Origin of the sequence: Streptomyces sp. NPDC090499, assembly GCF_044769305.1 — a bacterium.
Lineage (GTDB): Bacteria > Actinomycetota > Actinomycetes > Streptomycetales > Streptomycetaceae > Streptomyces.
The window spans coordinates 525,412-545,913 of record NZ_JBIVXP010000005.1 but is presented as its reverse complement, the minus strand read 5'-3'; the positions used below and the strand labels follow the sequence as shown (position 1 = coordinate 545,913).

The 20,502-nt window shown below is 72.0% G+C and carries 22 protein-coding genes; 9 read left to right on the top strand and 13 right to left on the bottom strand.

All coding sequences use genetic code 11. The features are described from left to right. Positions 1-30: 30 nt before the first annotated feature. Complete coding sequence (locus ACIQVL_RS21720; RefSeq protein WP_403476105.1) at positions 31-945, bottom strand: SGNH/GDSL hydrolase family protein; 915 nt, start codon at positions 943-945, stop codon at positions 31-33. Between the two features lie 155 nt (positions 946-1,100). Next, complete coding sequence (locus tag ACIQVL_RS21715; RefSeq protein ID WP_403443484.1) at positions 1,101-2,111, bottom strand: zinc-binding alcohol dehydrogenase family protein; 1,011 nt, start codon at positions 2,109-2,111, stop codon at positions 1,101-1,103. A 230-nt stretch (positions 2,112-2,341) separates the two neighbouring features. Here ACIQVL_RS21715 and ACIQVL_RS21710 point away from each other — a divergent pair, with 230 nt between their 5' ends. Beyond that, complete coding sequence (locus ACIQVL_RS21710) at positions 2,342-2,704, top strand: winged helix-turn-helix transcriptional regulator (protein WP_403443270.1); 363 nt, start codon at positions 2,342-2,344, stop codon at positions 2,702-2,704. Positions 2,705-2,713: 9 nt separating this feature from the next. Here ACIQVL_RS21710 and ACIQVL_RS21705 read toward each other — a convergent pair whose 3' ends face one another. The 3 genes from ACIQVL_RS21705 to ACIQVL_RS21695 are packed head-to-tail and all read right to left on the bottom strand — an operon-like array spanning position 2,714 to position 6,199. After that, positions 2,714-4,084, bottom strand: coding sequence for a dihydrolipoamide acetyltransferase family protein (locus ACIQVL_RS21705; RefSeq protein ID WP_403476104.1), 1,371 nt, complete (start codon positions 4,082-4,084; stop codon positions 2,714-2,716). A gap of 10 nt (positions 4,085-4,094) precedes the next feature. After that, entirely contained in the window at positions 4,095-5,066 is a 972-nt protein-coding gene (locus tag ACIQVL_RS21700; protein ID WP_403443274.1) for an alpha-ketoacid dehydrogenase subunit beta, read from the bottom strand. Then, positions 5,063-6,199, bottom strand: coding sequence for a thiamine pyrophosphate-dependent dehydrogenase E1 component subunit alpha (locus ACIQVL_RS21695; RefSeq protein WP_403443276.1), 1,137 nt, complete (start codon positions 6,197-6,199; stop codon positions 5,063-5,065). Before ACIQVL_RS21695 ends, ACIQVL_RS21700 begins: the two co-directional genes overlap by 4 nt. Positions 6,200-6,517: 318 nt before the next feature. Between ACIQVL_RS21695 and ACIQVL_RS21690 the strand changes: the two genes are divergently transcribed. From ACIQVL_RS21690 to ACIQVL_RS21680, 3 genes are all read left to right on the top strand, one after another. Further along, positions 6,518-6,967, top strand: a complete 450-nt coding sequence (locus ACIQVL_RS21690; RefSeq protein ID WP_403443278.1) for an Lrp/AsnC family transcriptional regulator — start codon at positions 6,518-6,520, stop codon at positions 6,965-6,967. 123 nt (positions 6,968-7,090) lie between these two features. After that, a complete protein-coding gene (locus ACIQVL_RS21685) occupies positions 7,091-7,900 on the top strand; it encodes a class II aldolase/adducin family protein (RefSeq protein WP_403476103.1) in 810 nt (269 codons plus the stop codon). A gap of 100 nt (positions 7,901-8,000) precedes the next feature. Then, on the top strand, positions 8,001-8,408 hold the full coding sequence (locus ACIQVL_RS21680) for a RidA family protein (RefSeq protein WP_403443282.1): 408 nt from the start codon (positions 8,001-8,003) through the stop codon (positions 8,406-8,408). Here ACIQVL_RS21680 and ACIQVL_RS21675 read toward each other — a convergent pair. The 3 genes from ACIQVL_RS21675 to ACIQVL_RS21665 form a co-directional block, all read right to left on the bottom strand. Then, entirely contained in the window at positions 8,405-9,013 is a 609-nt protein-coding gene (locus ACIQVL_RS21675; protein ID WP_403443285.1) for a helix-turn-helix domain-containing protein, read from the bottom strand. The genes ACIQVL_RS21680 and ACIQVL_RS21675 overlap by 4 nt on opposite strands. An 87-nt stretch (positions 9,014-9,100) precedes the next feature. Continuing rightward, positions 9,101-9,796, bottom strand: a complete 696-nt coding sequence (locus ACIQVL_RS21670) for an alpha/beta fold hydrolase (RefSeq protein WP_403443288.1) — start codon at positions 9,794-9,796, stop codon at positions 9,101-9,103. A gap of 221 nt (positions 9,797-10,017) precedes the next feature. Continuing rightward, complete coding sequence (locus ACIQVL_RS21665; RefSeq protein ID WP_403476102.1) at positions 10,018-10,644, bottom strand: TetR/AcrR family transcriptional regulator C-terminal domain-containing protein; 627 nt, start codon at positions 10,642-10,644, stop codon at positions 10,018-10,020. Positions 10,645-10,739: 95 nt separating this feature from the next. Here ACIQVL_RS21665 and ACIQVL_RS21660 point away from each other — a divergent pair, with 95 nt between their 5' ends. Together ACIQVL_RS21660 and ACIQVL_RS21655 are read left to right on the top strand one after the other, a co-directional pair. Further along, positions 10,740-12,218 carry an FAD-dependent monooxygenase gene (locus tag ACIQVL_RS21660; protein WP_403443294.1) on the top strand — a complete coding sequence of 493 codons (1,479 nt, stop codon included), beginning with the start codon at positions 10,740-10,742 and terminating at the stop codon, positions 12,216-12,218. A gap of 12 nt (positions 12,219-12,230) precedes the next feature. Then, positions 12,231-12,986 carry an SDR family oxidoreductase gene (locus tag ACIQVL_RS21655; RefSeq protein ID WP_403443297.1) on the top strand — a complete coding sequence of 252 codons (756 nt, stop codon included), beginning with the start codon at positions 12,231-12,233 and terminating at the stop codon, positions 12,984-12,986. Positions 12,987-13,013: 27 nt separating this feature from the next. Here ACIQVL_RS21655 and ACIQVL_RS21650 read toward each other — a convergent pair whose 3' ends face one another. Next, positions 13,014-14,003 (bottom strand): helix-turn-helix transcriptional regulator, encoded by a 990-nt coding sequence (locus ACIQVL_RS21650; RefSeq protein ID WP_403476101.1) that lies wholly within the window; start codon positions 14,001-14,003, stop codon positions 13,014-13,016. A 92-nt stretch (positions 14,004-14,095) separates the two neighbouring features. Between ACIQVL_RS21650 and ACIQVL_RS21645 the strand changes: the two genes are divergently transcribed. Continuing rightward, entirely contained in the window at positions 14,096-14,494 is a 399-nt protein-coding gene (locus tag ACIQVL_RS21645; protein ID WP_403443303.1) for a VOC family protein, read from the top strand. Positions 14,495-14,510: 16 nt separating this feature from the next. Here ACIQVL_RS21645 and ACIQVL_RS21640 read toward each other — a convergent pair whose 3' ends face one another. Further along, positions 14,511-15,056 carry an adenylate kinase gene (locus ACIQVL_RS21640; protein WP_403476100.1) on the bottom strand — a complete coding sequence of 182 codons (546 nt, stop codon included), beginning with the start codon at positions 15,054-15,056 and terminating at the stop codon, positions 14,511-14,513. 94 nt (positions 15,057-15,150) lie between these two features. Between ACIQVL_RS21640 and ACIQVL_RS21635 the strand changes: the two genes are divergently transcribed. After that, on the top strand, positions 15,151-15,927 hold the full coding sequence (locus ACIQVL_RS21635) for a hypothetical protein (RefSeq protein ID WP_403476099.1): 777 nt from the start codon (positions 15,151-15,153) through the stop codon (positions 15,925-15,927). Between the two features lie 39 nt (positions 15,928-15,966). Beyond that, entirely contained in the window at positions 15,967-17,172 is a 1,206-nt protein-coding gene (locus ACIQVL_RS21630; RefSeq protein WP_403443312.1) for a cytochrome P450, read from the top strand. 80 nt (positions 17,173-17,252) lie between these two features. On the opposite strand, the gene sbnA is transcribed toward ACIQVL_RS21630, so the two are convergent. The 3 genes from sbnA to ACIQVL_RS21615 are packed head-to-tail and all read right to left on the bottom strand — an operon-like array spanning position 17,253 to position 20,476. Then, entirely contained in the window at positions 17,253-18,371 is a 1,119-nt protein-coding gene (gene sbnA / locus ACIQVL_RS21625) for a 2,3-diaminopropionate biosynthesis protein SbnA (protein WP_403443315.1), read from the bottom strand. A 36-nt stretch (positions 18,372-18,407) separates the two neighbouring features. Next, positions 18,408-19,475 (bottom strand): 2,3-diaminopropionate biosynthesis protein SbnB, encoded by a 1,068-nt coding sequence (gene sbnB, locus ACIQVL_RS21620; protein WP_403443318.1) that lies wholly within the window; start codon positions 19,473-19,475, stop codon positions 18,408-18,410. Continuing rightward, positions 19,472-20,476 (bottom strand): TauD/TfdA family dioxygenase, encoded by a 1,005-nt coding sequence (locus ACIQVL_RS21615; RefSeq protein WP_403443320.1) that lies wholly within the window; start codon positions 20,474-20,476, stop codon positions 19,472-19,474. The genes sbnB and ACIQVL_RS21615 overlap by 4 nt, the downstream gene beginning before the upstream one ends. Between the last annotated feature and the right edge of the window lie 26 nt (positions 20,477-20,502).

The following is a 20,502-nucleotide window of genomic DNA, read 5'->3' as shown; positions in this document are numbered from 1 at the left end:
TTTCCTGACCGTGCTGCTCACCGCCCGGAGTCAGCGGCGGTGTGCGCCGCAGCGGAGGACGTGCTCCACCGCCACGGCCATGGCCTGCTCGCCCTCGGCGTCGGGGTGGGCGGGCGCGGCCGGAGCCGTCGCGGCCAGGGGTTCGATCCAGCGTTCCCCGGCCGGTCGGCACATGTCGTGTCCCACGGTCGGGGTGTAGGTGTCGGCGTAGCGCGCGCCGTGCGCGGCGGCCTGCCGGGCGAGCATCGCGTTCAGCTTCTTCTCGGTGTCCCGCAGACAGGCGAAGTCACCGGCGGCCAGCGGCACCACGGAGCCGGTACAGCCGACGCCGTCGTCCGGGAACAGGTCGGGACAGCCGACCACCACGACCTCGGCACGAGGTGCCCGCTGCCGGACGGCGTCCAGCGCCGCGGCGACCCTGGGGGCGGTGTCGTCGACGCGCTGAGCCAGCCGGTCGGTGCCGTCGCTGGTGAAGAACGTCTGGCACGGGTTGCCCGCCAGGTCCTCGGCCATGAGCCCGGCGCAGGTGGCCAGGTCGCCGGAGAAACCGATGTCGTTGCCGCCGATGGTCAGGGTGACCACGTCCATGCCCGCGCCCAGCGCGTCCAACTGGGGCTGCTGCGAGCCCTGCGGCCCGGCCAGCGCCGCCGCCGTGGCGCCCGCGCAACTGACGTCGGTCAGCCGTCGCCGCGTCGCCGCCGCGAGCAGGGACGGATAGTTCCGGCCGGACCGCGCGCAGGCAGCGTCGACCTGGGTGGGGATACCGGGGCCGGAGGCGTACGAGTCGCCGAGCGCGACGTGGTCCACGGTGCGCGCGGCGGGTGTCGCGGCGCTCGCCGCCATCACCCCGGTGGTGGAGAGGGCCAGCGCGCAGCACGCCACCACGGTGCCACGCAGCAGGTCCCGCCGGCTGGGGGTTGTCCTGGTCTGCTTGTTCAAGTCCATCCGCTCATCGGGCCCCGGGAGCGCTCGCCGAGCGCTCCCGCCATGGGGCGATGTGCTGCCGCGACGTTGAACGGCAGCCGTACACATGGAGGTTCACGACACAGCGTGCCGAAGTGGTTCACCGGCGGCGCGGCACGGCGTCGTACGTCGTCCGGTCAGAAGCCGGTGAGAGTCGTCTTGCCGATCGTGGAGCCGCTCTCCTGGACGCGATGGGCCGCGCGGAGGTTGGCGGCGTTGACCGGGCCGAGGTCGCGGGTGGCCGTGGTGGTGAGAATGCCGGCGTCGACCAGCCGGGCGACCTGGGTGAGGATGTGGTGCTGCATGCTCTGGTCGGCCGTGCGGAACATCGACCGCGTGTACATGAACTCCCAGTGGAAGGAGATGCTCTTCGGCTTGAGCACTCCGAGGGGCAGCGAGTCGAAGTCGTCGATGGCGACGATCCCGCCGAAGGGGGTGAGCGTCTCGGCGTACGCGGTCAGGTTGCGCTCGGTCCCGGTGGTGCTGAAGACGAAGTCGATGCCGCCCGGGGCCACTTCGGCCAGCTGTGCGGCCAGCGGCCGGTGGTGGTCGACGACGTGATGGGCACCCATGCGGCGCGCGAAGTCGACGCTCTCGGGGCGCGACGCCGTGCCGATGACGGTGAGGCTGGTCAGGGCACGGGCCAGTTGCACGGTGATCGAGCCCACCCCGCCGGCGGCCGCGGTGACCAGCAGGGCACCGGTCTGCTCCAGGGCACCCGTGCGCAGGCCGAGCCGTTCGAACAGCCCCTCCCACGCGGTGAGCGAGGTCAGCGGCAGCGCGGCGGCCTCCGTGAAGGAGAGGGTGGCCGGCTTGCGGGCGACGATGCGCTCGTCGACCGCGTGGTAGCGGGAGTTGGCGCCCGGCCGGTCCACCGCGCCGGCGTAGTACACCTCGTCGCCCACCGAGAAGAGCTCCACGTCGCCGCCGACGGCGACGACGGTCCCGGCGGCGTCCCAGCCGAGCACCTTCGGCTCCCCGCCCGGGTCGGCGTTCTGCCGGATCTTGTAGTCCACCGGGTTGACGGCGATCGCCTCGACGCGCACCAGCACGTCACGGGGGCCCGGCTCCGGGGTGGGCAGCGTGACGTCGACCAGGCTCTCGGCGTCGTCGACGGGCAGCGACTTGCGGTAGGCGACCGCGGGCATCGTCGCGGGGATGTCGTAGGTGTCGGTCATGGTGGTCCGGCCTTTCCATGGGTGCGTGATCCGGGAGCCGCGGACGACGCCGCTCCGTCTCAGGTGCATCGGCAGAAGGTGGCCGCACCGACAGCACCCGCGAGCGGGTGGTCCGTGTCGTTCGGCCACGTCGGCGACAGTACGAAACGGATGGTGGTTACCCGCAAGGACCCATGGTTCCCAATGGGTACTATTGCAGTATGACGACCACGGCACACCTGTGCGACGACCCGAAGAGCGTCTACCTCGCCGCCTGCCCCTGCCGCGACATGCTGGATCTGCTCGCCAACAAGTGGAGCGCCCTCGCCCTGGGCGCGCTGGAGGACGGGCCCCGGCGGTTCGGGGCGTTGCGTGCGCGGCTGCAGGGGGTGAGCCCCAAGGTCCTCACCCAGACGCTGCGCCGCCTGGAGGACCACGGCCTGGTGCACCGCGAGATCTACCCCGAGGTCCCTCCGCGCGTCGAATACAGCCTGACCCCGCTCGGCGAGGACGCCTGCCGTCCGCTGGCCCACCTGCGCAGCTGGGTGGAGGACAACATCGAACGGTTCCCGGCGTCCCGCTGACCGGGCGGGTCAGAGCATCGCAAGACCCGGATCGTGCAGGACCGCGGCGATGTCGGCCAGCAGCTCCGAACCCTGTTGACCGTCGAGGAGCCGGTGGTCGAACGACAGGGCCAGCCGGGTGACCCAGCGTGGCTCGACCGCCTCCGCCCCGGACGCGTCCGTCACGACCCAGGGCATGCGCCGGACGGCACCCACGGCGAGGATGGCCGCCTCCCCGGGGTTCAGGATCGGTGTGCCCGTGTCGACCCCGAACACACCGACGTTCGTGATGGTGACGGTCCCGCCGGTCATCGCCCGGGGCGTCGTCCGGCCGGCGCGGGCGGTGCCGGTGAGTTCGGCGAGCGCCTCGGCGAGTTCGCGCAGGGACATCCGGTCGGCGTGCTTGATGTTGGGCACGACGAGCCCGCGTTCTGTCGCGGCGGCGATGCCGAGATGGACGTAGTGCTTGAGCACGATCTCCTGGGCGGCCTCGTCCCAGCCGGCGTTCGCCTCGGGGGTCCTGCGCAGGGCCAGCAGGAGTGCCCGGGCCACGAAGAGCAGCGGCGTGACGCGCAGGTCGCGGAAGTCGCGCCGGGCGGCCACCGTGTCCCGCAGCCGCATGGTCGCCGTGATGTCGACCGTCATGAACTCGGTGACGTGCGGGGCGGTGAACGCCGAGGCGACCATCGCGGCGGCGGTGTGCTTGCGTACGCCGCGGATCGGGATCCGGGTCTCGGCCGCGGGCTCCGCAACCGCCACCGGGGCAACCTCCGTCGGCGGGCGGGGAGTTGTGTCGGCGGCGGCCCGGTGGACGTCGTCGCGGGTGACGGTGGCTCCGGGTCCCGTCGGCGTGACGGTGGTGATGTCGACGCCCAGTTCCCTGGCGAGTTTCCGGACGGGCGGTTTCGCTGCCGTCCGCTCGGTGGCCAGGGCCGGGGCCGGCGGTGCGGCTGTCACCGTCGGTTCCGCGGCCGGCCGGGCGGCTGGCCGGGCGGCGGATCCGGTGGGTGAACGACGGCGTCGGCGGCGGCCGGTGGACTCCTGCGGCCCGTAACCGACCAGCAGGGCCTCTCTGCCGGAGGCCTCCACACGCTCGGCGGTCGGCTCGCGCCCCGCACACGCACCGCCATCGCCATCGCCATCGCCATCGCCATCGCCATCGCCGAGGATGGTGATGAGCGGGCGGCCGACCGGCAGGGTCTCCCCTTCCCTGGCGTGCAGGGTCGCGACAACACCCGCGTAGGGCGAGGGGAGTTCGACGGCGGCCTTGGCCGTCTCGACCTCGACGAGGATCTGGTTGATCTCCACGGAGTCGCCGGCCTGTACCGCCCACTGGAGGATCTCGGCCTCGGTGAGCCCTTCGCCGACGTCCGGCAGCAGGAAGACTTGCTCTCGTGACACGGTTCCCCCTCTAGTAACTCAGGCTGCGGTCAAGGGCGTCGAGGATCCGGTCGGCGCCGGGAAGCCAGTCCGACTCGACGCGGCTCGGCGGGTAGGGGGTGTCGTGTCCGGTGATGCGCAGCACCGGCGCTTCGAGGAAGTGGAACTCCTCCTGCTGGATCCGCGCGGCGAGTTCGGCCCCGAACCCGTGGGACAGGGAGGCCTCATGGACCACGAGAGCACGGCCGGTGCGACGGACGGACTCCCGTACCGTGTCCATGTCCAGCGGCGACAGGCTGCGCAGGTCGACGACCTCGACACTGCGGCCCTCCTCGGCGGCGATACCGGCCGCTTCCAGGGCGACGGGAACCGTCGGACCGTAGGCGATCAGGCAGGCGTCGGTGCCGGGGCGCACGACACACGCCCGCTCGAACGGTGCCGGCGGCTCTTCCGTGACCTCCCCCTTGGTCCAGTAGTGCCGCTTCGGTTCGAGGAAGATCACGGGATCGTCGTCGGCGACGGCCTGGCGGATCATGTCGTAGGCGTCCTGGGGGTTCGAGCAGGTGACCACCTTCAGCCCCGCCGTGTGGGCGAAGTGGACCTCGGGTGATTCCGAGTGGTGCTCGATGGAGCCGATGCCGCCGCCGTAGGGGATGCGGATCACCACCGGCAGGGTGATCGCGCCGGCCGAGCGGTGCCGGAGCTTCGCGAGCTGGCTGATGATCTGGTTGGCGGCGGGGTAGACGAAGCCGTCGAACTGGATCTCGCACACCGGCCGGTAGCCGCGCAGGGCGAGACCGATGGCGGCGCCGACGATGCCGGCCTCGCCGAGCGGGGTGTCGACGACCCGCAGGCTGCCGAACTCCTTCTGCAGGCCGTCGGTGACGCGGAAGACCCCGCCCAGGCGTCCGATGTCCTCGCCCATCAACAGGACCTTGGGATCGTCCTGGAGGGCTCTGCGCAGCCCGTTGTTGAGGGCCCCGACCATGGAGACGCCGCTCATCGGACGGCTCCGCTCGCCTGGCCGGCGACGACGGACTCCAGGTGCTCGGCCAGTTGGCGCCCGAGTTCGGCGGGCATCGTGGCGTAGGTGTGCGCGAAGGAGGCGGCGGGGTCCGGCGTGGGGAGCGATCGGCAGCCGGTCCTCAGGCGGTCGGCCAGTTCCTGTTCCCGCCGGTCGATGTCGGCGAAGTACCCCTCGTCGACGGTGCCGCTCGCGGTGAGGTGGCGACGCAGGCGTTCCAGGGGGTCCTTCGCGATCCACTCGTCGGTCAGGGAGGCGGGGCGGTAGCGGCCGGCGTCGTCGGCGGTGGTGTGGGCGTTGACGCGGTAGGTCACCGCCTCGATCAGGGTGGGCCCGCCGCCGGACCGGGCCCGGGCGAGGGCGTCTCCGGTCGCCGTGTGACAGGCCAGCACGTCGTTGCCGTCCACGCGGACGCCGGGGAAGCCGAAACCGGAGGCGCGCCGTGCGACGGGGACGCGGCTCTGCACGCTGTACGGGGCGGAGATGGCCCACTGGTTGTTCTGGCAGAAGAAGACCACGGGCAGGTTCTGGGCGGCGGCCCAGACGAACGCCTCGTTGGTCTCGCCCTCGCTCAGCGCGCCGTCGCCCAGGAAGACCAGCACCGCGGTGTCGCGACTGTCGTCCCCCGAGCCGATCACGTCGTCGCGGACCAGGCCCATGGCGTAGCCGACGGCGTGCAGCGTCTGCGCGCCGATGACCAGGGTGTAGAGGTGGAAGCGGCGCTCGTACGGGTTCCAGCCGCCCAGCGTCGTACCGCGGAACAGGCCGAGGAGCGACACCGGGTCCAGGCCCCGGCACCAGGCCACGCCGTGTTCGCGGTAGGTGGGGAAGACCATGTCCTGGGCGCGCAGCGCGTGGGCGGCCCCGACCTGGGCGGCCTCCTGACCGCGCAGGGAGGGCCACAGGCCCAGCTCTCCCTGGCGCTGGAGGGCGATCGCCTCGGAGTCCAGGCGGCGTACCAGGGCCATGTCCCGGTAGAGCGCGGGCAGGTCGAGGGCGGAGGGCGGGCCGAGCCGGCCGTCGGACCGCAACTCCCCCTCGGGCGTGAGGAACCGGATCGGTTCGTCGGGGTGTCGGGCGTCCGTGGTCGGTGAGGACGGCTTTCGTGGCATCGCGGCTCTCGTTCTCGGAGGCACCCGTGCGGGCACCGGTGGCTGTGGGGGAGGGCAGGCGCGGGTCGGCGCGGTGCCGTGCGGAGGGATCGATCAGTCCAGGCGGCCAGGCCGGGCAGCACGCGACCGCACGGTGCGTGTTCCTCGTCGGCAGGGGCGGGGTGCCCCCTTCTGCGGTCGGCTCCCGGTGGAGGACCACAGTCGGCAGTGCGCCACCCATGGTGCAATTAACCTGCTGAGTTCTTGCAGTGCGCGCAAAAATTCCCAAGCACGACCCGGGTTCCGCGCAAGGAACCTGCTTCCGAGTGAGGTGTGGAGATGTCGGGTACCGAGCATGTCGACAGCGTGGACAGCATGATCATCGACCTGCTGGTGCAGGACGGCCGTCGAACGGTCACGGAGATCGCGGACCAGGTCAGCCTGTCCCCCTCCGCCGTGAAGCGGCGCATCGACCGCCTGGAGCGGGTCGGGGTCATCGCGGGCTACACCGTCATCCTCGACCACAACAAGCTCGGGTCGAGCTTCGAGGCCTTCGTGGAGCTCAGGTTCGCCGGGGACGTGAAGGTCGAGATGATCACCATGGCGGCCACCAGCGTTCCTGAGGTCCTGGAGGTCTTCACGGTGGCCGGGGACCCTGACGCGCTGGTCCGGGTCCGGGTGTCCGGCGTCCAGCATCTGCGGGATGTCATCGACCGGCTGCGGCGGTCGGGGCCGGTGATCGGGACGAAGACGCTGATGGTGCTGGGGGCGTGGCGGCGGGACGGGTGACGCCCCCACTCACCGGAATTTACCCGACAGGCACATTGATTTGCCTCTCAGGTTGACTTAACCCGCACGTCGACCCCACGCTGAAGGAGGTCCGTCCACACCGACCGAGGGAGGAACCAACGCATGTCCGTGTCGACTGACAGTGCCGGCGCAGCGGAGCCGGCGAGCATCGGCGAGCTCGACATACCCCAACTGCCGGAAGCCATGGGCTCCGTGGAGGCCGAACGCCGGCGCCGCAAGGAGCACCTCGCGACCGCCTTCCGGATCTTCGCCCGCCACGGGTTCGACGAGGGCATCGCGGGGCACATCACGGCGCGCGACCCGGAGTTCCCGGACCGCTTCTGGGTCAATCCCTACGCCGTCCACTTCTCGAAGATCCGGGTGAGCGATCTCCTGCTCATCGACGAACAAGGGCGCGTGATCGAGGGCGACCGCCGCACCAACAAGGCGGCGTTCTGGATCCACTCCTCGATCCACCAGGCACGCCCGGGCGTGGTCGCCGTCGCGCACGCCCACACGATCCACGGCCGGGCGTTCGCCTCGCTCGACAAGCTGCTCGACCCGATCGTCCAGGAGTCCTGCGCCTTCGCCGGCGACCACGTGCTCTTCGACGAGTACAAGGGGCTCGTCCTGGAGAAGGCGGAGGGCGAGCGCATCGCCGAGCGGCTCGGGGACAGCAGGGCCGCGATCCTGCGCCATCACGGACTGCTCACGGTGGGCCGGTCGGTGGAGGAGGCGGCCTGGTGGTTCATCACCATGGACCGGGCCTGCCAGATGCAGCTCCTGGCCGACGCGGCGGGACGGCCCCGGATCATGAGCGACGAGGAAGTGACGCTGGCGCACCGGCAGTTCAGCAACGCCAACATGGCCCGGCACAACTTCAACCTCCTGGCCGGACTGGTACGCGACGAGGAGCCCGACGTCCTGGACTAGGAACCAGGACCGCCAAGTGCCCGCGCCCAGCCCGCCCTTTACTCCTCCCCCTCCCCCTCTCCCTCCCCACTCCCTCCTCGCAGACGATTCCGGAGAAGAGATGTCGGTTCAACGCGTCAACCCGGGCGCTCTCGCACCCCCGGTCCACGACCTCTACAGCCACGCGGTGACGGGTACAGGCACCCGCTTCATCGCCATCGCCGGTCAGATCGCCCTGGACGGGGACGGCAACCTCGTCGGCCCGGGTGACCACGAGGCACAGGCCGAACAGGCCTTCCGCAACTTCCGGATCGCCCTGGAGGCCGCCGGAGCCACCCCGGACGACCTGATCAAGAACACGATCCATGTCGTCGGGCACCGGCCCGAGCTGGTCGGGCCCGTCTTCGCCGCGGGACAGCGCGGCTTCGGCGGCACGTGGCCCGTTTCCGCGAGCACCTTCCTCGGCGTCCAGACACTGGGCATGCCGGAATGGCTGGTGGAAGTCGACGGGTTCGCGGTTCTGCCCTAGGGATTGCGGTCAGGGGCCGCGGAGCCGCGCCGGGACGCGGGGATGGGGTGGCGCATGGGAACGGTCGCCGCGGTCGAGGCGATCAGTACGGTGGCGGCGGCGTCCTCCTCGTTGACGAGCCGGTGTTCCTTCGAGGAGTCGAAGTGCACCGAATCACCTGCGCCGAGCCGCAGTGACGTCCCGGAGACGTGCAGCGTGACGGTCCCGGCCAGCACATGCAGCCATTCCTCGCCGACATGCCGGGCGGCCTTGGAGTGCTTGCCGGGCGCCAGGTCGACCCGGATGACGGACATGGTCTCGCGCGGGCCGCTCAGTACGGTGTAACGGCCGTCCTGGCCGTCCCGCGTCATCGCCGCGTCGGCGCGCACCAGATGGAAGTCGTTCTCGTCCGGTTCCTGCACCAGCTCGCTGATGGAGACGCCGTAGACGCGGGCGATCTGCAGCAGGCTCCCGATGGAGGGCTTGCGGACGCCCTTCTCCAGACGCGACAGATGCGCCGAGGAGATACCGGTCTGCTCGGCCAGGGTTGTCAGGGTGATGCCGCGCTCGCTGCGCATGTCCTTCAGGCGTTGGGCCACCCAGAGATCGGTGTCTTCGATCGACATCTGCGCAACATAACATGCCTGTCAGGCAAGACACATCACCTGACAGGCATGCCTGCGTCCGCGGGGGCGACGGGCCCCGGGACGTCTCTACACGATGTCCAGGAGTTCTCTCGCGAGCGCCTGCGGTCGCGTCAGCAGGTCCGCATGGGTGGTACCGGACAGCGCGACGACCCGGAACCCCCGTTTCTCCGCCGAGGCGGCCATGTCCGTGAAGATGGCCTGGTCGGCGCAGTAGACGTAGGTGACCGCCTTGTCGGCCAGCACCTCCTCGCTGCCCGGCCCGAGCGACTCCTCGTGGGTGCGCCGCGGCATCGGCGTCAGCCTGCTCGAGAGCCATGCGGCGCCCTCGCCGTCGGCACCGAGCGACTCCGGGGCGAGCGGGGCGACCTCCCATTCCGCGGGGCCCGGCGCCTCGGCGAACGCCCCCGCCAGCCACGGCAGCAGGGTGAACGCCGAATCGCCGGTCACGGGAGCGAAGGCGTCGACGTACACCACCTGCCCGATGCGGTCGCCCGCGAGCGCGGCCACTCCGGTGACCACCATCCCGCCGTAGCTGTGCCCGACCAGCACGGCGTCGGTCACCCGCTCGGACTCCAGGAGCCCGGCGACGTCCGCCACGTGCACACTCAGGCCGACGTCCGGCGCGGACGACTGCCGCCGCTCGGCGAGGCCGGTCAGGGTCGGGGTCAGGACACGGTGGCCGCCGGCCTCCAGCAGGGGGCGCAGCCGGTCCCACACCCAGCCGCCACCCCAAGAACCATGCACGAGCACGAAGGTTGCCATCTGCCGCTCCAAGGAGGGTCCGGGCCCGGAGGCCCCGCGTCTGCGAGGACCCGGCGGCCCTCCCTCACAGGGTCAGCAGCAGGCACCTTCCAGTCAACCTCTCTGGCACATTAAGTTGCCTCACAGGCAGAAACCCGGAGAGCGGTCCGGGGGTGTCGGGAGTCGCCGGACGGGTCCGCCCGGCGCCGCGGACCGGCGACTCGGCCGCGTGCCGACACGCCTCAGCGGCGGGGGGACGACCGTCCGGCGAGGATCGCGGCCACGCCGAACTCGAACCGCTCGTCGAAGGAACCCGGCGCAAGGAAGTCGACCACCCGGTGCAGCGAAGGGTGGTCCGTCTCGGAGATCGCGTCCGCCAGCGCCCTGTCGAAGGGGCGGCCTCCCGCGGCCTGCTCCTCCTGGGCGAGCCCCAGGGTGAAGTAGGTGATCGCCCACGCGGTCCAGGCGGCCTCGCAGTCGTCGAGACCGCACTCGAGCAGCGCGCCCACCACACTGTCGGCGACGCGCAGGGTGTGCGGGTCGACGCCGAAGGTGCCGACGACGAGGGCGGCGCCGTCACGGTGGGCCAGCAGGGCGCGCCGGTAGCGGCGGACCAGTTCGCGCACCCGGTCCTCCGGGGCGGGCGGCAGGCCGGTCAGCCGGATCTCGCCGAGTACGGCGTCCGCCATCAGCTCCAGCATCCGGCCCTTGGTCTTCACATGCCACAGCACGGTGTTCATGCGGACGCCGAGCCGGTCGGCGACCGCTCGGGTGGACAGCGCCTCCAGGCCCTTCTCGTCCAGCAGTTCCAGTGCCGCACGGATCACGGTGGCGGGATCCAGTCGGTCGCCTTGTTGCCTGTTGGTCATTGACCTAGTTTACTGACCGCACGGACTCTTGGTCAGCGACCAAGAGAGTGGGCCGGCCCAGGGCCCGGCCACAGACCCGAGGGAAAGGTGATCGCATGGAAAAGCAGCAGGTCGTCATCGCCGGCGGCGGGCCCGTAGGACTCTGGCTCGCCGCCGAGCTGCGACTGAACGGCGTCTCCGTCACGGTCCTGGAGGAGCGCACCGAGATCGACCAGCGCTCCAAGGCGCTCACCATGCATCCGCGGAGCATCGAGCTGCTGGCCTCCCGCGGGATCCACCAGCGGTTCCACGACGGGACGCCGCAGATCCCCACCGGCCACTTCGCCAATCTCTCCAGCCGGCTCGACTTCTCGCTGCTGGACACCCCGTTCCCGTACACCCTCTTCCTGCCGCAGGCCCGCACCGAGGAACTCTTCGAGGAGTACGCCCGCGGGCTGGGCGCCACCGTGCGGCGCGGGCACCGCGTCACCGGCTTCGCCGAGCAGGCGGACTCGGTGACCGTACGGGCGACAGGGCCGGAGGGACCGTACGAGATCGGCGCCGAGTACCTCGTCGGGTGTGACGGCACCCGCAGCACCGTGCGCGAGGCCGCCGGCATCGACTTCCCGGGCACGCCGTTCGACTTCCTCGGCTGGCTCGGCGACGTGACGCTCGACAACCCGCCCCCGCTCGCCTTCAACCGGTTCAACGAGCACGGCGGCGTCCTGGTCGCGCCGCTGCCCGGCAACCGGTGGCGGCTCGCCGGCACCAGCCCCGACGGGCACGGCACGGAATGGCCCGGCGACCTCACGCTGGAGGAACTGCGGCAGAAGACCGTCGCCATCACCGGCGACGACTTCGGCATGCGCGACCCGTCCTGGCTCTCCCGGTACAGCAACACCACCCGGCTGGCCACCGAGTACCGGCGCGGCCGGGTGCTGCTCGCGGGCGACGCCGCGCACCAGCACTTCCCCACCGGCGGCGTCGGCATGAACTACGGCATGCAGGACGCCCACAACCTCGGCTGGAAGCTGGCGGCCACCCTCAACGGGTGGGCCCCGGACGGGCTGCTCGACACATACCACACCGAACGGCACCTGGTCGGCGCCCAGTTGGAGGAGCACAGCCGCGCGCAGACCCTGCTGCTGACCACCTTCACGCCGCAGGCGCTCGCCATGCGTTCCCTGGTCGCGCAACTGATCGCCACCGTGCCGGAGTTCGGCCGCGTACTGGCCGGAAAGATCAGCGCGATCGGCATCGGCTACCCCGGCGACGACCCGGCGGCCCACCCGCTGACCGGCACCCGGGCCCCCCAACTCGCCTTCACCGGTACGGACATCACCCTCTTCGGCCTGCTGCGGGCGGACTCGTACCTCCTGCTCGACCTGACCGGCAGCGGGGTGCTCGCCGACCGCGCGCAGCAGCGGATCACCGTGCACGGCGGGACGCTCGACCCGGTCCCGGAGGGCTGGGACGACGTACGCGCCGCCCTGGTCCGGCCCGACGGGCACGTCGCCCGCGCCTGGACGCACCAGGACGACGCCAAGCTCGGCACCGCGGTGGACGACGACCTCGCCGCCGTCCTCGGACGCTGAAGGGACGCGCCCATGGACCTCGGACTCACCGGCAAGGTGTACGTCCTCACCGGAGCCACCCGCGGGCTGGGCTTCGCCGTCGCCCGTGAACTGGTCGCCGACGGCGCCCGGGTGGTCGTCGCAGGCCGCGACGGGCGACGCGCGGCCGAGGCCGCGGCGGAGCTCGGCCCGAACGCGGCCGGAGTCGGCGTCGACAACGCCGACCCGCAGGCCCCGCAGCAGCTGATCGCCACCGCGCGGGAGCGGTTCGGCGGCTTCGACGGCGTCCTCGTCAGCGTCGGCGGGCCGCCCGCGGGCCGCATCGCGGACCACACCGACGCGCAGTGGCAGGCGGCGTTCGAGTCGGTGTTCCTGGGCGCGGTGCGGCTCGCCCGGTCCGCCGCCGCGGAGCTGACGGCCGGGGGTGCGATCGGGTTCGTCCTGTCGATCACGGCGTACGAGCCCGCCCCCGGGATGGTCATCTCCAACGGGCTGCGGCCCGGCCTCGCCGGGCTCGCCAAGTCGCTCGCGGACGAGCTGGGCCCGCGCGGCATCCGCGTCTTCGGGATGCTGCCCGGCCGGATCGGCACGGACCGCATGCGGGAGCTGGACGGGCTGTCCGCCGATCCCGACGGCGCGCGGGCCGCCAACGAGTCCCGGATTCCGCTGCGCCGGTACGGCACACCGGAGGAGTTCGGACGCGCAGGCGCGTTCCTGCTGTCCCCGGCGGCCTCGTACCTCACCGGGATCATGCTCCAGGTGGACGGCGGACTCCGGCGCGGATTCTGACCCCCGCGCCGGCCGGTTCGCCCGCCGTCAGGCCCGGCGGGCGTAGGACGCGAGGCGGTCGGCGAGGGCGGCGACGAGGTCGCGCAGTTCGTCGGGGCGTTCGACGACGAACGGCCGGTCCAGTGCGGCGAGTACCGGAGGCAGCCAGTCGAGCCGCTCCGCCCGCAGTTCGACGCGCAGCCAGCGCTCGGCCGCCGGGTCCCGGTCCGCCGCGGGTTCGTGTTCCTCCAGGGTCGCGACGGCGGCGGGAAGGCGGGCCCGGATCTGCTCGGCCGTCCCGTGGATCCGCAGGGTCACCTCGTGCCGGTACCCGGCCGTGGCGAACCCGGACAGCAGGCGCTCCGCCGGTGCGGGCCCCTCGGGTGCCTCGAAGGAGCCGGGCAGGGTCCGCGCGTCCGCGATGCGGTCGAGCCGGAAGGTCCGGTCCGCACCGGCCGAGGCGTCCCGGCCGGTGACGTACCAACGGCCCGCGTGGGCGACGATCCCGTAGGCGTGCAGAGTGCGTTCGCTGCGCCGTCCGTCGCGGTCGGTGTAGCGGATCGAGACCGGCCGGCGGTGGCGTACCGCATCGGCGACGGTGAGCAGGATCCCGGCATCCGGGGTCTCGAACTCGCCGGGCCGGTCCGTGAAGGCGAGAGCTTCCAGCAGGGTGTCGAGCCGGCGCGCGACATGCCTGGGCAGCACCCGCCGGATCTTCGCCGCCGCCGTCTCGCTCGCCGTGAGCTCCGCCGTCGTCAGCCCGGCCCGGCGGCCGGCGACCAGGCCGAGCAGCACGGCGAGCGCCTCGTCGTCGCCGAGCATGAGCGGGGGCAGGCGGTAACCGGGAGCGAGCCGGTAGCCGCCGTAGCGGCCGCGCACCGATTCCACGGGCACGTCCAGATCGATCAGCTGGTCCACGTACCGCCGTACGGTGCGCCCTTCTACGCCGAGCCGGTCGGCGAGTTCGGCCACGGTCCGGGTGCCGCCCGACTGGAGCAGTTCCAGGAGGGTCAGCACGCGGCCGGTGGGTCGGGACATGGACCCAACCTAGCGCGAATACCGGACCGATTCTGTCCGCTATTTCTCCTAGCCTGCACGGTGCACGCCTTCAGCACAGCCAAGGAGATCCCATGGACTTCGTCTCGATCCGCATCATCACCGGCGACGTGGCACGCCTCGTCGAGTTCTACGAGCGCGCCACCGGGGCTCGGGCGACGTGGGCCACCGAGGACTTCGCCGAGCTCAGGACGGCCGGCGCGACCCTCGCGATCGCCGGCACCCGTACCGTCCCGCTGTTCGCCCCGGGCTCCGCACGCCCGGCGGAGAACCACAGCGTGATCACCGAGTTCCTCGTCGACGACGTGGACCGCGTCCACCGGGATCTGAAGGGCTTCGTCGACGACTTCGTCACCGAGCCCACCACGATGCCCTGGGGCAACCGGTCGCTGCTGTTCCGCGACCCCGACGGCAACCTCGTGAACTTCTTCACCCCCGTCACCCCGGCGGCCCTCGCGAAGTTCGGGCGCTGACGCCTCGGCCGCGGGCTCAGAGGGAGGCCGGCCGGGCCGCGGTGTCGTCGGGGTGGCCGAAGCGGTGGGTGTGGAGCGGGGCGAAGCGCGGATCGCCGGCCCGGCGCCCGATCTCGCGGCCTCGGGCGCCGTGCTGGGACCAGGCCCACCAGGCCGGGTGCTCCCGGCTCAGCCACCCCGACCAGGTCTCCCTGTTGCCGCCGAAGAGGGCCTCGCGTGTGACGGTGCGCCGGACGGACCGGCGCAGCACGCGGGGCATGACGACGCGCCTGGGGCAGTCCAGCCAGACCACGATGTCGGCCCGGTCCCAGAGCAGGTCACGGACTTCGGGACTGCCGAGCGAGTCGACGATCCAGCGCGGCCCGGCGGTGAGCCGTGCGACGTCCGCGGCCAGTCCGTCGTTGACGGCCCAGCCGGGGCCGTTGAAGTACAGGGCGTCCATCTCGTGGTAGGGCAGGCCCAGACGGCCGCTCAGGGGCCGGGCCGGCGTGGACTTGCCCGCGCCGGTGACACCCACCACCAGGATCCGTTCCTTCGGCGCACCCTGTCCCGCGGCCCTCACCTGCACTCCCCTGAGTACGGCTACTCATGCCGCCGCGCGCCGGGGCGGGGACGATGGGCCGTACCGGTGGGCGGGAGACAGGGGGACACGGGCCATGGGCAGGTTTCTCGGAGCGGTGGCGGCCGTCGTCGCGGCGGCCGCGGCGCTGATCGTCGCGTACGTGGCGGGGGCGCCGCCCGCGGTGGTGTTCGCCGTGGGGGCGGGGGTGCTCAGCCTGCTGTGGCTGCTGCTCCTGCTGACCCTGCCCTGGAACCTGTACTTCCGGGCGCATGCGGTGCTCGCCGAGATCGCGGTCAGCAGGGAGAAGGGCATCACGGTCCCGGCGGCCCGGGACGCCGAGGCCGCGCGGATCGCCCGCGCGATGCTGCGGGCGGCGGTGGCGGGGCACCTCGTGACAGCCGCGGTCGTCGTCGCGGTCACCTGGGCGACGGGCGGGTTCACGGGGTACTGGTTCGCCGTGTTCTTCCTGCTGAGCACCTTCTTCCGGCCGGCCGGCGCCTACTTCGGCCAGCTCCGCAGGCGCCTGGGCAGCCTCCTCAAGGACGTCACGTATCCGCAGGACGACGTCATCGAGCTGCACGCCCGGCTGAACCGCGCCGAGGCCGGGACGCGGGTCCTGGCGGAGAAGGCGGAGGAACAGTACCGGGCCCTGGCCGAACTGCGCCGTACCGTCGAGGCGTTGGCCCTGAGCACGGACGAGCGGGCGGAGGCGGCGGACCGCAGGACGGTGGCGCTCGGCAGGCAGTTCGAGTCCACGGTGAACCGGCTCACCGACAACCAGGAACTCATCGCGGGTGTCAAGGCGTTCCTGCGGCTGCTGCGCTCCACCGACGCCGCCGACGCCGCCGACGGCACCCCGGTCTCCGGGTGACCGGCCGCTGTCGCCGCCCGTACTGTCTAGGGTTGGGGCATGGACGCCAGTACAACACCCTCCGCTGCCACTGCCGTTGACCCGGCCGAGCTGCTCGCCGACCCGTACGCCGGGTACGCCCGGCTGCGGGAGGCCGGGCCCGTGCACCGGGTCGCCGGCACCGACGGGCTGCCGGCCTGGCTGGTGACGCGGTACGAGGACGTCCGGCCGGCCCTGGCCGACCCGCGGCTCTCCCTCGACAAGGCCCACGCCGAACCCGGTGGTTACCGCGGGCTCGCGCTGCCGCCCGCGCTCGACGCGAACCTGCTGAACATGGACCCGCCGGACCACACCCGCGTCCGGCACCTGGTGTCCCGGGCGTTCACGCCCGGCCGTGTCGCCCTGCTGCGCGAACCCGTCCGGCGGACCGCCGAGGCGCTGCTCGACGCGATGGCCCCCCTCGGCCGTACCGATCTGATCGCCGCCTACGCGGCGCCGCTGCCCATCGCCGTGATCTGCGAGCTGCTGGGCGTGCCCGAACGGGACCGGCCGGACCTCCGGTCCTGGACCGACGCGCTCGTCGTCCCGGATCCGGCCCGGCCCGAGCGGGCGAAGGAGGCCGTCGGGGCGCTGCTGGCCTTCTTCACCGCACTGCTCGCCCGCAAGCGTGCCGAGCCCGCCGACGACCTGCTCTCCGCCATGATCGCCGTACGCGACGAGGAGGACCGGCTCAGCGAGGACGAGCTGATGTCGCTGGCCTTCCTCATCCTGTTCGCCGGGTACGAGAACACCGTCCATCTGATCGGCAACGCCACGCTGGCGCTGCTGGAGAACCCCGGGCAGCTGGCCGCGCTGCGTGCGGATCCGGCCCGGGTCGGGCCGGCCGTGGAGGAACTGGCCCGCTACGACGGGCCCGCGCCGCTCGCCATCCGCCGTTTCCCGACCGAGGACGTCGTCATCGGCGGGGTCACCGTCCCGGCGGGCGAGACGGTGCTGCTGTCGCTGGCGGCAGCCCACCGCGACCCGTGCCGCTTCCCCGAGCCCGACCGGCTCGACCTCGACCGCGACGCCACCGGGCACCTGGCCCTCGGCCACGGCATCCACTACTGCCTGGGCGCGCCGCTGGCCCGGCTGGAGACCGAGATCGCCCTCGGTGCGCTCCTCGAACGCTTCCCCCGCCTCGAACTCGACGTCCCGGTGGCCCAGTTGGCCTGGCGTCCGTCGATGCGCACCCGCGGGTTGCGCGCCCTGCCCGTGCGCTACTGAGCAGGCCTGCGGAGAAGCGGCGGCCCCCCGGGGGCCGCCGTGTGGGCGTCTCCGGGGGGCCGCAGCGGCGTGCACCGCCGTCAGGTGCTGCTGCGCCGGCGGGCCGGCGCGCGGGAGGCCGACTTGGGCTCCCGGGGCAGGGACTTGGCCGGCGTGGTGTCCCTGGTGTCGAGCACCTGGCCGTCGTCCACGGTGCGGGGCACCAGGTCGACGTCCTCGGTGCGGGGCACCAGGTCGACGTCCTCTGTGGCCAGCACCTGGTCGCCGTAGAGGTCGTGCAGCCAGTTGGTCTGGTAGATGGTGTCGAGGTAGCGCTCGCCGAGGTCCGGTGCGATGGCGACCGCGGTGAGGTCGCGGGCGTCGTGCCGGGTCAGCCAGTCGGTCGCGCCGCTGACCACGGTCCCGGTGGAGCCTCCGAAGAGGAAGCCGTGCCGGGCCATGCGGTGGCACATCCGGATGGTGTCCGGCTCCTCCACCTGGATCACCTCGTCGACGAAGGACTCGTCGAGCAGCGGCGGGCGCATGCTCATGCCGAGGCCCGGGATCATTCGGCGGCCCGGCTCGCCGCCGAACGCCACCGAGCCGGCCGCGTCCACCGCGACGATCCGCACCGGACGGTGCCACTCGCGGAAGTAGCGGGCGCAGCCCATCAGGGTTCCGGTGGTGCCCGCGCCGACGAACAGCACGTCGAGCTCGGGGAACCGGCGGGCTATCTCCGGAGCGGTGGTGCGGTAGTGCGCCATCCAGTTGCCCGCGTTGGTGTACTGGCTGAGCCACACGTACCGGTCGTCCGACGCGCACAGCGAGCGGACGTACTCGATCCGCGTGCCCAGGAACCCGCCATTGGTGTCCTGGTCGGCCACGATGTGCACCTCGCTGCCGAGGGCCTCCATCAGGAGCCTGGTCGACAGGTTGCAACGGGAGTCCGTCACACACAGGAACCGGTAGCCCTTGCTCGCGGCGATCATGCTGAGCGCTACGCCGAGGTTGCCGGAGGAGGACTCGACGAGAACGGAGTCCGCTTTCAGGATTCCGTCCCGCTCGGCCTTCTCCACCATCTCGTTGGCGGCCTTCAGTTTGATGGATCCGGCGAAATTGAAGGCCTCGCACTTCAGGTAGAGCGGGTGTCCGCAGATCGACTCCAGGTCGACGTAGAGGTCGCCCTCGTTGAAGGCGTAGGGAGCGGAGATGACAGGCACGGCGGGCCTCCTGGTGCCGGGCCGAGGACGACGGCCTCAGCCGTAGCGGCGCAGTTCGTGGAAGAAGTCATCGATGAGACCGAGGTCCCCGGCCCGGGACACCTCGTCGTAGACGTACTTGCCGACGGCGAGGTCGAGGACGCCGAGTCCGAAGGGTGAGAAGACCACCGGGCGGTCGGGCGGCGGGGCGGCCCGGCCGGCCATGACGTCGCCGAGGGTTCCGTTGAGGAAGTCACGGCTGCCGGTGAGCTGTTCGGCCAGATGGGGTGACGTGTCGGCCTTGAGGCAGTGGTCGACGTCGTCGACGAAGTTGGCCGCGCCCAGCAGTACCTCGGGTGCGAGGTCGCGCAGGGACACGTGCAGGACCAGCGGGTTGTGGGTGAACCAGGCCGGGTCCGTGACATGGGGCTGTCCTGCGATGGTGGCGAAGACCACGAGGTCGCTGCCGCGGACCAGGTCCTCGGCGGTCTCGTGGACGGTGATCCGCGCGCCGCCGCCGGTCTGCTCCAGGTAGCCGCGGAAGCCGCCGGCGCTGTCGGCGGACAGGTCGTGGACGCCGATCTCGTCGAAGTCCCAGCCGGTGCCGGCCAGGAAGGTGTGGATGTAGCGGGCGATCAGGCCGGTGCCGAAGAAGCCGACCCGGCGGGGGCGGGTGCGGTTGCGGCTGAGCCAGTCGGCGGCCAGGGCGGCGGAGGCCGCGGTCCTGGTGGCGCTGATGATCGAGCTCTCCAGGCAGGCGAACGGGTAGCCCGTCTCCCGGTCGTTGAGGATGAGCACCGCGGACGCCCGCGGCAGCCCGCTGCTCACGTTCTCCGGGAAGCTGGAGACCCACTTCAGCCCGTCCACCCGGACGGAGCCGCCGAGGGAGGCCGGCAGCGCGATGATCCGCGAGGTCGGCCGGTCCTCGAAGCGCAGGAAGTACGACGGCGGGTTGACCGAGTCGCCTGCGTCGTGCAGTCGGTAGACGGTCTCGACCAGCTCCGTGAGCTGTTTCTCGCGCCCGCTCAGCGCCTGGTGCACCTGCTCGCCGGTGATGACCGCGAAGGTCGGTACGGCGGGCCGCCCGGGGGTGGCGGACCGGGTGGTCGACAGTGTGTCGGTCATCGCTCGCTCGCCTCCGTCGCCGGGCAGTCCTCGGCCGGCCGGACGGGTTCACCCATGCCGACGACGACCTGCCGTTCGCCGGTGAACGGCTCCCGGCTGTGCGCGGTGCGGATGTTGTCCACGAGCAGCAGGTCACCCTGGTGCCAGGGCTCGCGCCGGGTGTGCGCCTCGTAGGTGCTGTTGATCAGCCGGACGACGTCCTCGCCGACCGGGCTGCCGTCGCCGTGGCGGGTGTTGAACGGCATTCCGTCCGCGCCGTAGACGTCCACCAGGTACTCGCGGACCTCGGGGGCGAGGGTCCACTCGTTGAGGAAGGCGATCTGGTTGAACCAGCAGCGGCGGCCGGTGCGGGGGTGCCGGACGACGGCGTTGCGGCGCTGTTCGGTGCGCAGGGTGCCGTCGGGCTGCCAGGTGAAGTCGATGGCGTTGGCCCGGCAGTAGCGCTCGATCCCGGCGCGGTCGGCGGTGCCGAACGACTCCGTGAGGCTGGCGCCGATCTCGTCGTTGTAGGTGCGGGTCAGGATCCAGCCCTCCCGCTCGAACCGTTCGACGAGCCCGGCGGGCAGCGCCCGCAGCACCTCCTCGGCGTCGGCCACCGCCGTCGCCCCGCCCTGCTCGGGCGCGGTGAGGCAGGCGAACAGCATCAGGCCGGGCACCCGGAGCTGGTAACTCAGCTCGTGGTGCATGCACATGGGCTGGTTGGCCGGCCAGGGCGTGGACGCGTACACACCGGGCAGGTGGGCTTCACGGGGGGCGAAGGCCTCCCGCTCCGTCATGAGCTCCCCGGCCAGCTGTCCGAAGACGGCACCGGCCTGGGCGGGGTCGCGCAGGCCGAGGCCGCGGACGACCAGTGCCCCGTGCTCGGTGACCTGGGCGCGCAGTGCCTCGCGGTGCTCGGCCGCCCATTTCGGTGGGTCGTCGGGGGGATCGACGCACAGCAGGGCCGGCTTGTCCGGCCGCAGCTCCACGGCGAGCGGTGATGCCAGGGAGGAGAACGGCATCTCGGGTTCCTTTCGGTCGACCGCCT

Coding starts and splice junctions, on each gene's coding strand:
- ACIQVL_RS21645 (WP_403443303.1), top strand. CDS start 14,096: ATGGACTTCGTCTCGATCCGCATCATCACCGGCGACGTGGCACGCCTC.
- ACIQVL_RS21675 (WP_403443285.1), bottom strand. CDS start 9,013: ATGTCGATCGAAGACACCGATCTCTGGGTGGCCCAACGCCTGAAGGAC.
- ACIQVL_RS21685 (WP_403476103.1), top strand. CDS start 7,091: ATGTCCGTGTCGACTGACAGTGCCGGCGCAGCGGAGCCGGCGAGCATC.
- ACIQVL_RS21680 (WP_403443282.1), top strand. CDS start 8,001: ATGTCGGTTCAACGCGTCAACCCGGGCGCTCTCGCACCCCCGGTCCAC.
- ACIQVL_RS21655 (WP_403443297.1), top strand. CDS start 12,231: ATGGACCTCGGACTCACCGGCAAGGTGTACGTCCTCACCGGAGCCACC.
- ACIQVL_RS21635 (WP_403476099.1), top strand. CDS start 15,151: ATGGGCAGGTTTCTCGGAGCGGTGGCGGCCGTCGTCGCGGCGGCCGCG.
- ACIQVL_RS21670 (WP_403443288.1), bottom strand. CDS start 9,796: ATGGCAACCTTCGTGCTCGTGCATGGTTCTTGGGGTGGCGGCTGGGTG.
- sbnB (WP_403443318.1), bottom strand. CDS start 19,475: ATGACCGACACACTGTCGACCACCCGGTCCGCCACCCCCGGGCGGCCC.
- ACIQVL_RS21700 (WP_403443274.1), bottom strand. CDS start 5,066: ATGAGCGGCGTCTCCATGGTCGGGGCCCTCAACAACGGGCTGCGCAGA.
- ACIQVL_RS21615 (WP_403443320.1), bottom strand. CDS start 20,476: ATGCCGTTCTCCTCCCTGGCATCACCGCTCGCCGTGGAGCTGCGGCCG.
- ACIQVL_RS21710 (WP_403443270.1), top strand. CDS start 2,342: ATGACGACCACGGCACACCTGTGCGACGACCCGAAGAGCGTCTACCTC.
- ACIQVL_RS21650 (WP_403476101.1), bottom strand. CDS start 14,003: ATGTCCCGACCCACCGGCCGCGTGCTGACCCTCCTGGAACTGCTCCAG.
- ACIQVL_RS21630 (WP_403443312.1), top strand. CDS start 15,967: ATGGACGCCAGTACAACACCCTCCGCTGCCACTGCCGTTGACCCGGCC.
- ACIQVL_RS21660 (WP_403443294.1), top strand. CDS start 10,740: ATGGAAAAGCAGCAGGTCGTCATCGCCGGCGGCGGGCCCGTAGGACTC.
- ACIQVL_RS21690 (WP_403443278.1), top strand. CDS start 6,518: ATGTCGGGTACCGAGCATGTCGACAGCGTGGACAGCATGATCATCGAC.
- ACIQVL_RS21665 (WP_403476102.1), bottom strand. CDS start 10,644: ATGACCAACAGGCAACAAGGCGACCGACTGGATCCCGCCACCGTGATC.
- ACIQVL_RS21720 (WP_403476105.1), bottom strand. CDS start 945: ATGGACTTGAACAAGCAGACCAGGACAACCCCCAGCCGGCGGGACCTG.
- ACIQVL_RS21715 (WP_403443484.1), bottom strand. CDS start 2,111: ATGCCCGCGGTCGCCTACCGCAAGTCGCTGCCCGTCGACGACGCCGAG.
- ACIQVL_RS21695 (WP_403443276.1), bottom strand. CDS start 6,199: ATGCCACGAAAGCCGTCCTCACCGACCACGGACGCCCGACACCCCGAC.